Here is a 12,961-nt window from a genome sequence, read left to right as displayed (position 1 = left end):
CCCGCCCCATCATGGAACAGCCGCGCATCCCTGCGCGGCTGTTTTTTTTGCGCCAGCCCCATGCCCCTTGCGCCGCCCTGCCGCGCCCGGCTGCTTGCGCAGCTTGGTTGCCCGGTCATAATGAAGCCCCGGGATGGGTCATGAGGAGGCGGCGCGTTGAGAGTTGGGGCCTTGAAGGAAACCGCGAGCGGCGAGGCGCGCGTTGCCATTACGCCGTCCTCGGCCGGTCATCTGCAGAAACTCGGCCATGAGGTTCATGTCGAATCGGGCGCCGGATCGCGCGCAGGCTTTTCGGATGCCGCCTATCAGCGCGCGGGCGTGACGGTGCATCAGACCCCTGCCGCGCTGGTCGGGGCGGTCGATGTGGTGGCCAAGGTGCGCCCCCCGACCGAGGGCGAACTGGCGCAGATGCGGCCGGGCCAGACGCTGATCTCGTTCTTCTATCCCGGCCAGAACGCCGATCTGCTGGAAACCGCGCGCGAACGCGGCGTTACCGCGATCGCGATGGACATGGTCCCGCGCATCAGCCGCGCGCAAAAGATGGACGCCCTGTCCTCGATGGCCAATATCGCCGGCTATCGCGCGGTGATCGAGGCGGCCAATAATTTCGGCCGCTTCTTTACAGGGCAGGTCACGGCGGCGGGCAAGGTGCCGCCGGCCAAGGTGCTGATCGTCGGTGCCGGGGTCGCTGGCCTTGCCGCGATCGGTGCGGCGACCAGCCTGGGCGCGCAGGTCCATGCCTTCGACGTGCGCCCCGAGGTTGCCGAGCAGATCGAGTCCATGGGGGCCGAGTTCGTCTATCTCGACTTCAAGGACCAGTTGCAGGATGGCGCCGCCACCGGCGGCTATGCCGCCCCGTCAAGCCCCGAGTTCCGCGAGGCGCAGCTTGCCCGCTTTCGCGAACTGGCGCCCGAGATGGACATCGTCATCACCACGGCGCTGATCCCCGGCCGCCCGGCCCCCAAGCTGTGGACCGAGGACATGGTCGCGGCGATGAAGCCGGGCAGCGTCATCGTGGACCTGGCTGCCGAACGGGGCGGCAACTGCGACCTGACCGTCCCGGACGAAAAGATTGTGACCGAGAACGGCGTCACGATCATCGGCTATACCGACTTTCCGTCGCGCATGGGCGCGCAGGCCTCCGAGCTTTACGGCAACAACATCCGTCACATGCTGGCCGACCTGACGCCCGCCAAGGACGGCACGGTTGTCCACAACATGGAAGACGATGTGATCCGCAGCGCGACCGTGACCCGCGATCACGATGTCACCTGGCCGCCGCCCCCGCCCAAGGTGCAGGCCATCGCCGCGCAGAAACCCAAGGAAAAGCCGCGCGAGCCGACCGCAGAGGAGCGCCGCGCAGCCGAGATCGCGGCCTTCCGCGCGCAGACCCGCGGGCAGGTGACGATGCTGGGCGCGGGCGCGGCGCTGATGCTGCTGATCGGGTTGTTCGCGCCGGCCTCGTTCCTGTCGCACTTCATCGTCTTCGTGCTGGCCTGCTTCATCGGCTTCAGCGTGATCTGGAACGTCGCCCATTCGCTGCACACGCCGCTGATGGCGGTAACGAACGCGATTTCGTCCATCGTGATCCTGGGCGCATTGATGCAGATCGGGTCGGGTTCGGCATGGGTGATGATCCTTGCCGCGCTGGCGGTGCTGATGACGGCGGTCAACATCTTCGGGGGCTTTCTGGTCACGCGCCGGATGCTCGCCATGTTCCAGAAATCATGAAGAGGGGGTGACCGCATGGAAACCACTGTGATCACCACCACGCCCGGCCTGGCGCCGGTCGTCACGCCGGCGCATGGCGCCTCCGCCCTGCTGGACGCCTTGCCCTCTTATGGCTTCACCACCGCCGCCTATGTCGTTGCGGCGGTGCTGTTCATCCTGTCGCTGGGCGGGCTGTCGGGGCAGGAAAGCGCAAAGCGGGCGATCTGGTACGGCATCGCCGGCATGGCGCTGGCCGTGCTGGCGACGCTGTTCGGCCCAGGTCTGGGCCATTGGTGGCTGTCGGTCATCATGATCGCGCTGGGCGGGGGGATCGGCTATGTTCTGGCCACCCGCGTGCAGATGACCGAAATGCCCCAGCTGGTCGCGGCGATGCACAGCCTGGTGGGGCTGGCGGCCGTGTTCATCGGCCTTGACGCGCAGATCGAGCTGGGCCGCGTGGTGCGGGCAAGGCTGAACGGGGTGACGGATGTCTTTCACGGCTTTGCCGCCGTGCTGGCCCACAAGACCCCCGCCGAGATCGCGATGCTCAAGGTCGAGGTGGCGCTGGGCGTCTTCATCGGCGCGGTGACATTCACCGGCTCGGTCGTCGCCTATGGCAAGCTGGCCGGACGGATCGACGGCAAGCCCAGGAAGCTGCCCGGCGGGCACATGCTGAACCTGGGCGCGGCGCTGCTCTCGCTGCTGCTGGTGGTCCTCTATGTCGGCGGGATCGGCTCGCCCATGCTGTGGCTGCTGCTGCTGACGCTGGCGGCCGGGTTCATCGGCTGGCATCTCATCATGGGGATCGGCGGGGCGGACATGCCGGTCGTCGTGTCGATGCTGAACAGCTATTCCGGCTGGGCGGCGGCGATGATCGGCTTTACCCTGTCCAACGACCTGCTGATCGTGGTGGGCGCGCTGGTCGGATCGTCCGGGGCGATCCTCAGCTATATCATGTGCAAGGCGATGAACCGGTCCTTCGTCAGCGTGATCCTGGGCGGGTTCGGCGGTGCCGCGACCGGCGAGGCGATGGCGATCGAGGGCGAGCAGATCGCCATCGACGCCGACGGCGTTGCCGCCGCGCTGAACGAGGCCGACAGCGTCATCATCGTTCCCGGCTATGGCATGGCTGTCGCGCAGGCGCAGCAATCGGTCAGCGAGCTGACGCGCAAGCTGCGCGCTGCCGGCAAGACCGTGCGCTTTGCGATCCATCCGGTCGCAGGCCGCCTGCCGGGGCACATGAACGTCCTGCTGGCCGAGGCCAAGGTGCCTTACGACATCGTTCTGGAAATGGACGAGATCAACGAGGATTTCCCCGATACCGATGTGGTGATCGTCATCGGGTCGAACGACATCGTGAACCCCGCCGCGCAGGAAGATCCCAACAGCCCCATCGCCGGCATGCCGGTTCTTGAGGTCTGGAAGGCCAAGCATGTCTTTGTCAGCAAGCGCGGGCAGGGGACCGGCTATTCCGGGATCGAGAACCCGCTGTTCTACAAGGAAAACACCCGCATGTTCTATGGCGATGCCAAGAAGTCGATCGACGCGCTGCTGCCGATGATCGACTAAGGCCCCCGAGGGCCCGCATGACAAAGGCCCCTGCCATGGCAGGGGCCTTTTTCGCTTCCTTGCTCAGGGATTGATCTGGATCGGCGTGCCGTCGCGGACCATCGCATAGATGTCCTCGATCTCGGGGTCGGTCACGGCGATGCAGCCCACCGTCCAGTCGCGCCTGGTCTTTGAAAGCGCCTGCCCTTCCGGTCCCTGGCCGTGGATGAAGATGTCGCTGCCCGCCCGCATCCCCAGCGCCGCCGCATTCGCCTCGTCCTGCGGGTTGGGGTAGGAAATGCCCAGCGACAGGTGATAGCGGCTGTCGGGGTTGCGGCGGTCGATGTAATACAGCCCCTCGGGCGTCCGGCCGTCGCCCTCGAACTGCTTGTGGCCGATCGGCTCGTTGCCAAGTCCCACATTATAGGTCTTGATGATCGTGTTCCCCGACAGGAACAGCATCTGGCGGGCCGACTTGTTGACGATGATCTGCGTCACGGGCGGGCCGGAGTAGGTCTTGAACTTGCCTGCCCCGCACGAGGCGACCAGCGCCACCAGAACCCCGGCAGCCAGCAGTTTGAGAATACGTATCATGATGTTCCCCGTTTGGCGCAAAGCTGCCCGACGCGCTGCGCAGGCGCAACGGCGCCCCGTTCACGATGCGCTGACGCAGGGCGGATGCGGCGGGTGCTTGCACCGGCAGGCAGGGCTTGGCAAGCCGGTGCCGTGACGACATGGCGGCCAGCCGCCCCCAACCCTTTGCAGGAGAGTGCCGATGACTGCCGCCCCGATCCCGTCCCCGGCTGATGCCGCCTGCTCGCGCAGGGATTGCCGCTGATGGACAAGGCGCTGACGATGTATGGCCTGTCGCATTGTTCGACCTGTCAAAAGGCCGTTGCCGCGCTGGAGGAAGCCGGCTGGCAGATCGCCTTTCGCGACGTTGCCGCCGAGCCGCTGTCGATAGGGGAACGGCAGGCGCTGCTGCAGGCATTCGGCGACCGGCTCGTCAACCGCGCCAGTCTGACATGGCGCGCCATGTCGGATGCCGAACGCGTGGCCGACCCGGTTCAGATGCTGGGGGCGCGCCCCTCGGTGATGAAGCGTCCGGCGATCGTCGCGGGCGAGCTGCGGCTGCTTGGCTGGACGGCCAATGTCAAACGCGCGCTGGGCCTTTCCGCCTGATCCTCAGGCGATATAGCGATCGCCGCGGTGGTTGATGGCGATCACGAGGTTCAGCACCGCGGCGCCCAGCGCCGACCACAGAACCCGTTGCCAAGGCAGGACCAGAAAGGCCCCTGCGAACAGCACCGTGTCAAAACCCATCTGCACCCAGCCCGCCTTGATGCCAAGCCTGTCCTGCAAATCCATGGCCACCGAGCCGATGCCGCCCAGGCTGGTGCGGTGGCGGAACAGCGCCAGCAGCCCCGCGCCAGAGATCGCGCCCGCCAGCACCGCGGCCGCCCCCGGATGCAGCGCGCGGAAGCCGACCAGCGAAGGCAGCGCCATGCTGACGCCCACCATCAGCAGCACGGCGGCAATGGTGCGGCGCAGGAAGCCTGCCCCGAACCGGCGATAGCCAAAGCCATAGAAGGGCAGGCTCAGCACCAGATAGACCGGACCGAAACCAAAGCCCGTGGCCTGCGCGATCAGCAGCGACAGCCCCGCCAGTTGTCCGGTGATCAACCCCGCCGAGCCAAGAAGAAAAGCGCCGAAGGCGCTCATCACCGCGCCGAAGGCGATCCCCTGGGCGTCTTCGGCGCGCGAATGGGGATGCGGCGGGGTGGGGCGCGGGATGGCGGCGTTGGTCACGGGCAGGCCAGGCCCCCTGCCGAGCATGCTGTCCACTGCGCACCCCTGCGGGGGCGGCAAGAGGATGCAGCGCCATGGCTGCGTTCTTGCACGGCCCGGTTTGCGTCCCGCCCTACAGCGGCCCTGTGCCTGTGCGCCCGCACCGCCTGGCCGAGGCTTTCCAGCAAGGCCGGCGCTGATCCCTGACGGCGCGTGCAACGGGGGTGCCGCGCCGGGCAAGCTGTCGCATAGCGCAAGGGCCGCTCGCCCAGCCGCCGCAGATCAGCGCGTTGCCTTGTTCCTGCGGATGCCGGTCGGGCGGGCGTCAGGTGGGCCAGGCCATCTCTGCGCCCCGCGGTGACAGGGCAAAGCCGCAGATCGGGGTCACGCGACGCCCTCATCAGCCGGTCAGACCTGCAAGGCGGGCGATCCTTTCGGACAGCAGACGGAACAGGCCGTCGCGGTCCACGTCCCTGATGAACAGGGCGTTGGGCCTGCGGTCCGTCACGCCCCACCAGTCGGCAACGGTCATCCCGCGGGTCCAGCGGCCCTCTGTCTCGATCTCGACATTGATGCGCCGGCCTGAAAACAGCGCAGGGGCGATCAGCCAGGCGACGGCGCATGGATCATGCAGCGGCGCCCCTTCGCTGCCGTATTTGGCGCGATCGAAGCGTTCGAAAAAGCCGGTCCAGCTTGCCGCCACCGCGCCCACATGGCCCAGCCGGCCGATCTCCTCGATCCAGGACGGGCTGGTCAGCGCCTTGTGCGTCACGTCCAGGGGAATCACGACCAGGTCGATGCCGGATGCAAAGACCTCGGCGGCGGCGACCGGATCGACAAAGATGTTGAACTCGGCCGCCGGGGTCACGTTGCCGACCTCGAAATAGGCGCCGCCCATCAGGACGATGCGCTGCACCCGGCTGGCGATGTCGGGCGCATGGCGCAGGGCGGTTGCGATATTGGTCAGAGGGCCGACGGCAACCAGGGTAACGGTTCCGGCGGGTTCTCTGCGCAGGGTGTCGATGATGAAATCGACCCCGTTCCGGTCCTGCACGCGAATCGACGGCTCGGGCAGGGCGATTCCGTCCAGCCCGGTCTGTCCATGGACATGTTCGGCGGTGACAAGAGAGCCGTCCAGCGGGGCCGCGCAGCCCGCGAACACCGGCAGATCGGGCCGCCCGGCCAATTCGCAGACCGCCAGTGCGTTCCGCACGGTCAGCGGCAGCGGCACGTTCCCGGCGACGGCAGTGATCCCCAGGACATCGAGCTCATCCGAGCCGAGCGCGAGCAGGATCGCGACGGCATCGTCCTGCCCCGGATCGGTGTCGATGATGATCTTTTGCGCCATGTGTGACCGCGATGCCGGTGATAGGCCATCATGCGCCATGAGGCGCGCCTGGGAAAGATCCACTCATCCACTGACTAAAGGGGGCCGGCTGCCGACGCATCTTGCCCGCATTCCGCCGCTCGAAGGCCGCGTCGCGCGGGGGGCGGGACAAACAGCCGGCACCATGCGCAGGGCGTGGGACAGTTCCGGTGCCTTACGCCCCGACCGCCATACGCTCTGCCTGTGCCGTCTCCTGGGGATCGCGCAGCACATAGCCGCGACCCCATACCGTCTCGATGTGGTTCTCGCCGCCCAGCGCTTCGCTGAGTTTCTTGCGCAGCTTGCAGATGAACACGTCGATGATCTTCAGTTCCGGCTCGTCCATCCCGCCGTAAAGATGGTTTAGGAACATTTCCTTTGTCAGGGTGGTGCCCTTGCGCAGGCTGAGCAGTTCGAGGATCTGGTATTCCTTGCCGGTCAGGTTGACGGGCCTGCCCTCTACCTCGACCGAGCGGGCGTCGATGTTGACGACCATCCGGCCGGTGCGAATCACCGCCTGGCTGTGGCCCTTGGATCGCCGGATGATCGCCTGGATGCGGGCGATCAGTTCCTCGCGGTGAAACGGCTTGGTCATGTAGTCATCCGCCCCGAAGCCGAAGCCGCGCAGCTTGACTTCGGTGTCGTCCGAGCCGGTCAGGATCAGGACCGGCGTATCCACGCGGGCGACGCGGATCTGGCGCAGGACCTCGATCCCGTTCATGTCCGGCAGGTCCAGATCCAGCAGGATCAGGTCATAATCATACAGCTTTGCCAGATCGACGCCTTCCTCGCCCATGTCGGTAAGATAGACGTTGAAATTCGCATGGTTCAGCATCAGTTCGATGCTGCGCGCGGTCGTCGGGTCATCCTCGACCAGCAAAATCCGCATGGTTGTCCCCTTCGTGGTTCGCCGTTCAAGCCACCCTTGCAACCTAATGGTTAATTTCAGGTTAGCGGGTCAACACCGAGGGTTGTCCCTTCGCCCCGATTGCGGCGGATTGCCTTGACCTTCAGCCCGCCTGCGCCGTGCCGGGCGACCGCCGCCATCCAGCCGGACAGTTCCTCGTCGGTCAGCTGATAGCGATCCACCGCCTCGTCCCGTGTCAGCAGCCCGTGTTCAATGGCATGCACGACCAGCGCCTTGCGGCGCGCCACCCAGCGTTCAGCGCCGCTGGGCAGATCGGCGAGGGTCAGGATGGTGCCATCGGGCAGGGTGGCCAGGCGCGGGCCCGGGGTCTTTCGGACAAACATGGCAACCTCCTGCATCTTTTCGGTCCCTGTCTTGTCACAGGGCCGTTAAATGGCAGTGAATGACAGTTGCCCGTTTCGGTTGAAAACCACAGCATTTTCGCTATATCGGCAAGATTGCCGTGCCGCCGTGCCCTTCTTTCCGGACCATTCCCCGTGACCCTGCTTGACCCGCGCCCGACCGCGTCTGCCGTGAATTCGCTGGGTTTCAACCGCCCGCCTGCCGAAACGCGGGTTGTCGTCGCCATGTCGGGGGGGGTCGACAGTTCCGTCGTTGCCGCGATGCTCAAGGCCGAGGGATATGACGTCATCGGTGTGACGCTGCAGCTTTATGATCATGGCGCGGCGCTGAAGAAAAAGGGCGCCTGCTGCGCCGGGCAGGATATTCACGACGCCCGCCGCGTAGCTGAACGGATCGGCATCCCGCATTACGTGCTGGATTATGAAAACCGTTTCCGCGAATCGGTCATTGAGGAATTTGCGGATGCCTATCTGGCCGGGGCAACGCCGGTGCCCTGCATTCGCTGCAACGAACGGGTCAAGTTCCGCGATCTACTTCAGACCGCGCGAGAGCTGGATGCCGACTGCATGGCGACGGGGCATTACATCCGCCGCATCGAGGGGCCGGGCGGGGCCGAGCTGCACATGGCGGCCGATCCGGCGCGCGATCAGAGCTATTTCCTGTTCTCGACCACGCAGGAGCAGGTGGATTTCCTGCGCTTTCCCCTGGGCGGGCTGGCCAGCAAGGCCGAGACGCGCGCCCTTGCCGCGCGCTTTGGCCTGGCGGTTGCGGACAAGCCCGACAGCCAGGACATCTGCTTTGTCCCCGAGGGCGACTATGCTGCCGTGATCGAACGGCTGCGGCCGGGCGCCGCGGAACCGGGCGAGATCGTCGATACCGAGGGGCGCGTGCTGGGCCGCCACCGGGGGGTGATCCACTATACGATCGGGCAGCGCCGCGGCCTTGGCATCGGGGGCTTGGGCGAGCCGCTGTATGTCCTGCGGCTTGACCCGGTTGCCCGGCAGGTCGTCGTGGGCCCGCGCGAGGCGCTGGCTACCCGCGTCGTTCCCGTGGCCGAGGTGAACTGGCTGGGCGAGGGCGCGCTGGCTGACAGGCCCGAGCGCGAGATCATGGTGCGCATCCGATCAACCCGCCCGCCGGCGCCCGCGATCCTGCGCCCGGCCGGTCCCGGTCGTGCCACGGTCGAGCTTGCGGCCGCCGAGGAAGGGGTCAGCCCCGGCCAGGCCTGCGTCTTTTACGATCCGTCCTCCACACGGGTGCTGGGCGGGGGCTGGATCACCATCACGGAGTCGCGGCGATGAGCGAGCTGACCGAAATCACCCTTACCATGAATGATGGGCAAGCGGCCCGGCTGGCCGACTGGCAGGGCAAGGCCGTCCTGCTGGTCAATGTCGCCTCGGCCTGCGGCCTGACGCCCCAGTATCAGGGGCTTGAGGCGCTTTATCGTGCGCGCAAGGCGCAGGGGCTGGTGGTGCTGGGCGTGCCCGCCAATGATTTCCTGGGGCAGGAACCGGGCACCGATGCCGAGATCCGGGATTTCTGCACCACGCGCTATGATGTCACCTTTCCTCTGGCCGCCAAGACTGTGGTCAGCGGGGCAGACAAGCACCCGCTTTATGCCGCGCTGATCGGCGCGCTGCCCGCTGCCGAGGGCGAAGGACCATGGCGCGCCCGGCTGCAGGGCCATGGCCTTGCTGTGAACCCGGCCCCCGAGCTGCAGTGGAACTTTGAAAAGTTCCTGATCGGCCGCGACGGCACGCCCCTTGCACGGTTTGCCCCCGACGTGGCGGCTGACGATCCGCGCCTTGTGGCGGCCATCGACCGCGCGCTTGCCGGCTGACCGGCAGCGCCTGTCAGGCGGCGGCCGATGCGGTATCGCGAATGCGCCGCACCATCGCCCGCAATCCGTTCGATCGCTGGGCGGACAGGTGTTCGTCGAGCCCCAGCCGGGCCAGCTCGGCCGGGGCATCGACGCCGGCGACCTCGCCCACCGGCAGGCCGGCATACAGCGCATGAACGACCGCGATCAGCCCCCGGACGATCAGCGCATCGCTGTCTCCGGTGAAATCGAACCGGCCATCCTCGATCCGCGGCAGGATCCAGACCTGGCTGGCGCAGCCCTCGACCCGCGTGGCGGGCACCTGCAGGGCCGGGTCCATCTCGGGCAGGGCGCGGCCAAGCTCGATCAGGTGGCGATAGCGATCCTCCCAGTCGTCGAGGAAGGCGAAGGTCTCGGCAATGTCTTCGAAGGCGGGCGCAGCCATGACGCAGTCCTTTCGCTCGGCCCCTTGCTTCGGGCGCTCAGTCCGTCCGCTCGGTCTTGCTGGATAGCGCGGCAGGCCCGCAAGGTCAAAGCGCCCCTCTTTCGGCAGGGCGCGGGATCGCCTATCACCGGCCTGACGCTGATTGGAAAGGCCGCGCGATGAACCGACCCGTTTCGATGCTGTGCCTGTGCGCGGTGCTTGCCGGATGCAGCGGCGGCGGCAGCGGCCTGAACCCGATGCGCTGGTTCGGGGGCGGCGCCCCCAAAAAGCCGCAATCACTCGAACCGAAGGGCGGGTACCGCACTGTCGACGACAAGCGTCTGCCGGTGCCGCAGATCCTCTCTGCCCGGTGGGAGCCGACGACCGAGGGCCGGCTGCTGGTTGTGACCGCGATTGCGCCCACCAAGGGGTGGTGGAATGTTGAAATGATCACCCAGACGCCCCAGCCCACCGGTCGCACACGTCCTGACGCGGACGGCATCCTGCGCCTGCGGCTGGTCGGCCTGCCGCCGCCCCCCGGCAGCCCGGCCGCGCGCGAGATCGCCCGGCCGGAAACGGACATGCTGACCGTCGCCTTTCCCATCAGCAACGCGGCTTTGGCCACGATGGACCAGGTCACCGTCAGCGCCGCAAACAACGCCGTGTCGCTGAAGGTCTGAGCGGGCGCCTATCCCATCCGGCGCAGATAGGTCCATGTCGGCACCCGCGCGTCGCGCGCCACCGACCAGCTTTCCGCGTCGCCCAGATAGGAAAAGCCCGTATTGGTCAGCACCCTGGCCGAACCGGGATTATCCTGGAACACTTCGGCAAACAGCGTGCGCGAGCCATGCGGGTTGGCATTGACGAGCGCCTGTACAGCCTCGGTCGCAAGGCCCGTGTTCCAGAAGCCCGGCCCGATCCAGAAACCAAGCTCGGACTGATGCGGTTCGATCCGGGTCAGCGAAACCACCCCCAGCAATTCGCCAAGGCCCGAGGCCGAGGCGTCGATCGCCCAGACATCCTCGTTTCGTTCCGGGTTCAGCGCGCGTTCGACATATTGTTCGGCGGCGCCCGGCGGCAGCGGGTGGGGGATGGCGCGGGTGCCCTGCGCCACGCGGCGGTCGGCCGTGTAAAGCCGGATCAGCCCCGTGTCCGAACGGCGCAGCGGGCGCAGCAGGAAGCGTTCGGTCTGCACGTCCTGCTGCGGGGCGCAGGAAACTTTGGTGTCATCCATGGCAATGCCTTTGCAAAAGCCCGGCCCGGCCTGCCGGCCGACACCCGGAAGACCATGCGACAAGGGGGACCGGCTCCGCCGATCCCCCTTTCAGGCCCTGTGGTCGATCGGCTTACTCGGCCGCGCTGGCGGCGGGCTGGACGGAAATGAAGGTCCGCCCCTTGAGGCCCTTGCGGAACGTCACAGTGCCCGTGGTCAGGGCAAACAGCGTATGATCGCGGCCCATGCCGACACCGGCGCCCGGCCACCACTGGGTGCCGCGCTGGCGCACGATGATGTTGCCCGGAATCACCGCTTCGCCGCCGAACAGCTTGACGCCAAGGCGCCGGCCAGCCGAATCGCGGCCGTTGCGGGACGAGCCGCCTGCTTTCTTGTGTGCCATGGCTCAGTTCTCCTGCGAGGTGGTGGCGGTTTCGGCCGACTTTTCAGCCGCCTCGCCGCTGGCGACGCGGCGGGACATCTCGGCCTGGTCGGTCTTGTTCATGGCGAAACGGTCATCGCCCTGCACATGCGGACCCTTGCCCGACCGGGCGCCCACGGCAACCTTGACGGCCGAGCTGTCAGCCCCCGATTCCAGCAGGTCGGTGACGCGCAGCAGCGTCAGTTGCTGGCGATGGCCGCGGGTGCGCTGCGACGAATGCTTCCGGCGGCGCTTGTGATAGGTGATGACCTTGTCGGCCTTGATCGTGTCGATGACCTCGGCCACGACGCCGGCACCCTGGACCAGCGGCGCGCCGATGGCCGAACCGATCATCAGGATCTGGTCGAAGCGGACCTTCTCACCGGCCTCGGCGGCCAGTTTCTCGACGCGCAGCACGTCGCCGGGCTGAACCCGATACTGCTTGCCGCCCGTCTTGAGGACTGCGAACATCTTGGTCGTCTTTCTTTCCTGCCGCGTCCTGTGGCCCCGGTTTCCCGGCGTTTCAGGGGCCTTCGCCCCTTGCCCTCGGACTGCGCGCCCCCTGCGGGGCGATGTTTCAAATGAACGACCGGCCAAGGCGGTGCCCGGCCGGATCGCGCTTATATGACCAGTCCCGCGGTCCGAGTCAACCGGGAGGAATGGCGCTTGCCAGCCTAGTGGGCCAGCATTTCATGCAGGATGCCCTGGGCATCCAGCTTTGCCGGGTAATAGGTCGGCCAGTTGGTCAGCTCGGCCAGGACGGCTGCCCGGTCATCGCCCCAGTAGAGGTGATAGTGCCCGACCTTTTCCGGCGCGATGCGGTGGTCGCTGAACTGGATGAAGCCGGGCGCCGACGCATCGCCCCCGGTCTTGCGAAAGCTGTAGCGGACGCCGCGGTTGCCCTTGGCATAGGTCAGGATCTCGTGCCCGTCCGGGGCATAGATGCCCTTTGCCGCGATCGGGCCGCGGTGGAACGTGACCGTGTCGCCATGGATCTCGATCCGGTCCACGTCCGTCTTGTAGCCCGTTTCGTAATAGGCCTTGTATGCGGCGGCCGTCTTGTCGCCCTTGGTTTTCGCCTTCGCCTCCATCACGGGGTCAAGCGTACCGTCGCGCAGATAGGGATAGACCGATTGCCAGTCGCCTTCCCAGTCGGACAGGGGGCGGGGTTTCACCTGCTCGTCGGCGAAGTATCCCTCGTGAACGCCGCCCTTGGCCGCCGGCGCAGAGGCGTGCCCCTGGCCATGTTCGTGGTGATGATCATGGTGGGTGGCGGGCGCGGCGGGGGACTGGGCCGCAAGCGGGCCGGCGCATAGCAGCAGTGCGGCAACAGATGGGATCAGCTGTCGAATCATCAGGAACTATCCTCTCCAAAGAAAGGATAGGTTATAACATAACAGAC

Annotated in this window: 16 protein-coding genes; 6 read left to right on the top strand and 10 right to left on the bottom strand. The window is 66.7% G+C overall.

All coding sequences use genetic code 11. From position 1 onward, the window contains the following. Positions 1-156: 156 nt before the first annotated feature. Complete coding sequence (locus tag B0A89_RS01740) at positions 157-1,731, top strand: Re/Si-specific NAD(P)(+) transhydrogenase subunit alpha (RefSeq protein ID WP_085376664.1); 1,575 nt, start codon at positions 157-159, stop codon at positions 1,729-1,731. 15 nt (positions 1,732-1,746) lie between these two features. Next, the gene (locus B0A89_RS01735; RefSeq protein WP_085376663.1) at positions 1,747-3,279 is read left to right on the top strand and encodes an NAD(P)(+) transhydrogenase (Re/Si-specific) subunit beta; all 1,533 of its coding nucleotides are present in this window, start codon (positions 1,747-1,749) and stop codon (positions 3,277-3,279) included. Positions 3,280-3,342: 63 nt separating this feature from the next. Here the strand turns inward: B0A89_RS01735 and B0A89_RS01730 are convergent, their stop codons facing one another. Next, complete coding sequence (locus B0A89_RS01730; protein WP_085376662.1) at positions 3,343-3,852, bottom strand: L,D-transpeptidase family protein; 510 nt, start codon at positions 3,850-3,852, stop codon at positions 3,343-3,345. 243 nt (positions 3,853-4,095) lie between these two features. Here B0A89_RS01730 and B0A89_RS01725 point away from each other — a divergent pair, with 243 nt between their 5' ends. Next, positions 4,096-4,440, top strand: a complete 345-nt coding sequence (locus tag B0A89_RS01725; RefSeq protein WP_240558594.1) for an arsenate reductase family protein — start codon at positions 4,096-4,098, stop codon at positions 4,438-4,440. Positions 4,441-4,443: 3 nt separating this feature from the next. Here the strand turns inward: B0A89_RS01725 and B0A89_RS01720 are convergent, their stop codons facing one another. From B0A89_RS01720 to sciP, 4 genes are all read right to left on the bottom strand, one after another. Then, positions 4,444-5,067, bottom strand: a complete 624-nt coding sequence (locus tag B0A89_RS01720; protein WP_240558593.1) for a YitT family protein — start codon at positions 5,065-5,067, stop codon at positions 4,444-4,446. 379 nt (positions 5,068-5,446) lie between these two features. After that, on the bottom strand, positions 5,447-6,394 hold the full coding sequence (locus tag B0A89_RS01715) for a nucleoside hydrolase (protein ID WP_085376661.1): 948 nt from the start codon (positions 6,392-6,394) through the stop codon (positions 5,447-5,449). A gap of 193 nt (positions 6,395-6,587) precedes the next feature. Next, positions 6,588-7,301: a response regulator transcription factor CtrA gene (gene ctrA, locus B0A89_RS01710; protein WP_085376660.1), complete on the bottom strand. Its 714-nt coding sequence runs from the start codon at positions 7,299-7,301 to the stop codon at positions 6,588-6,590. 56 nt (positions 7,302-7,357) lie between these two features. Then, positions 7,358-7,663, bottom strand: a complete 306-nt coding sequence (gene sciP / locus B0A89_RS01705) for a CtrA inhibitor SciP (RefSeq protein WP_085378688.1) — start codon at positions 7,661-7,663, stop codon at positions 7,358-7,360. A gap of 159 nt (positions 7,664-7,822) precedes the next feature. Between sciP and mnmA the strand changes: the two genes are divergently transcribed. After that, positions 7,823-8,983, top strand: a complete 1,161-nt coding sequence (gene mnmA, locus B0A89_RS01700; RefSeq protein WP_420814430.1) for a tRNA 2-thiouridine(34) synthase MnmA — start codon at positions 7,823-7,825, stop codon at positions 8,981-8,983. Beyond that, complete coding sequence (locus tag B0A89_RS01695) at positions 8,980-9,522, top strand: glutathione peroxidase (RefSeq protein WP_085376659.1); 543 nt, start codon at positions 8,980-8,982, stop codon at positions 9,520-9,522. The genes mnmA and B0A89_RS01695 overlap by 4 nt, the downstream gene beginning before the upstream one ends. A 13-nt stretch (positions 9,523-9,535) precedes the next feature. Here B0A89_RS01695 and B0A89_RS01690 read toward each other — a convergent pair whose 3' ends face one another. Beyond that, positions 9,536-9,946, bottom strand: coding sequence for a SufE family protein (locus B0A89_RS01690; protein ID WP_085376658.1), 411 nt, complete (start codon positions 9,944-9,946; stop codon positions 9,536-9,538). Positions 9,947-10,104: 158 nt separating this feature from the next. On the opposite strand from B0A89_RS01690, the gene B0A89_RS01685 reads away from it, so the two are divergent. Then, positions 10,105-10,605, top strand: coding sequence for a hypothetical protein (locus tag B0A89_RS01685; RefSeq protein WP_085376657.1), 501 nt, complete (start codon positions 10,105-10,107; stop codon positions 10,603-10,605). Between the two features lie 8 nt (positions 10,606-10,613). Here B0A89_RS01685 and B0A89_RS01680 read toward each other — a convergent pair whose 3' ends face one another. From B0A89_RS01680 to B0A89_RS01665, 4 genes are all read right to left on the bottom strand, one after another. Then, complete coding sequence (locus B0A89_RS01680) at positions 10,614-11,159, bottom strand: GNAT family N-acetyltransferase (protein ID WP_085376656.1); 546 nt, start codon at positions 11,157-11,159, stop codon at positions 10,614-10,616. 112 nt (positions 11,160-11,271) lie between these two features. Then, entirely contained in the window at positions 11,272-11,541 is a 270-nt protein-coding gene (gene rpmA / locus B0A89_RS01675) for a 50S ribosomal protein L27 (RefSeq protein ID WP_085376655.1), read from the bottom strand. 3 nt (positions 11,542-11,544) lie between these two features. Then, complete coding sequence (gene rplU / locus B0A89_RS01670) at positions 11,545-12,030, bottom strand: 50S ribosomal protein L21 (RefSeq protein ID WP_085376654.1); 486 nt, start codon at positions 12,028-12,030, stop codon at positions 11,545-11,547. 203 nt (positions 12,031-12,233) lie between these two features. Beyond that, positions 12,234-12,914, bottom strand: a complete 681-nt coding sequence (locus tag B0A89_RS01665) for a ZinT family metal-binding protein (RefSeq protein WP_085376653.1) — start codon at positions 12,912-12,914, stop codon at positions 12,234-12,236. Positions 12,915-12,961: the final 47 nt, after the last annotated feature.

The organism is Paracoccus contaminans (genome assembly GCF_002105555.1).
GTDB lineage: Bacteria > Pseudomonadota > Alphaproteobacteria > Rhodobacterales > Rhodobacteraceae > Paracoccus > Paracoccus contaminans.
This window is presented reverse-complemented; position numbering and strand designations above follow the sequence as displayed.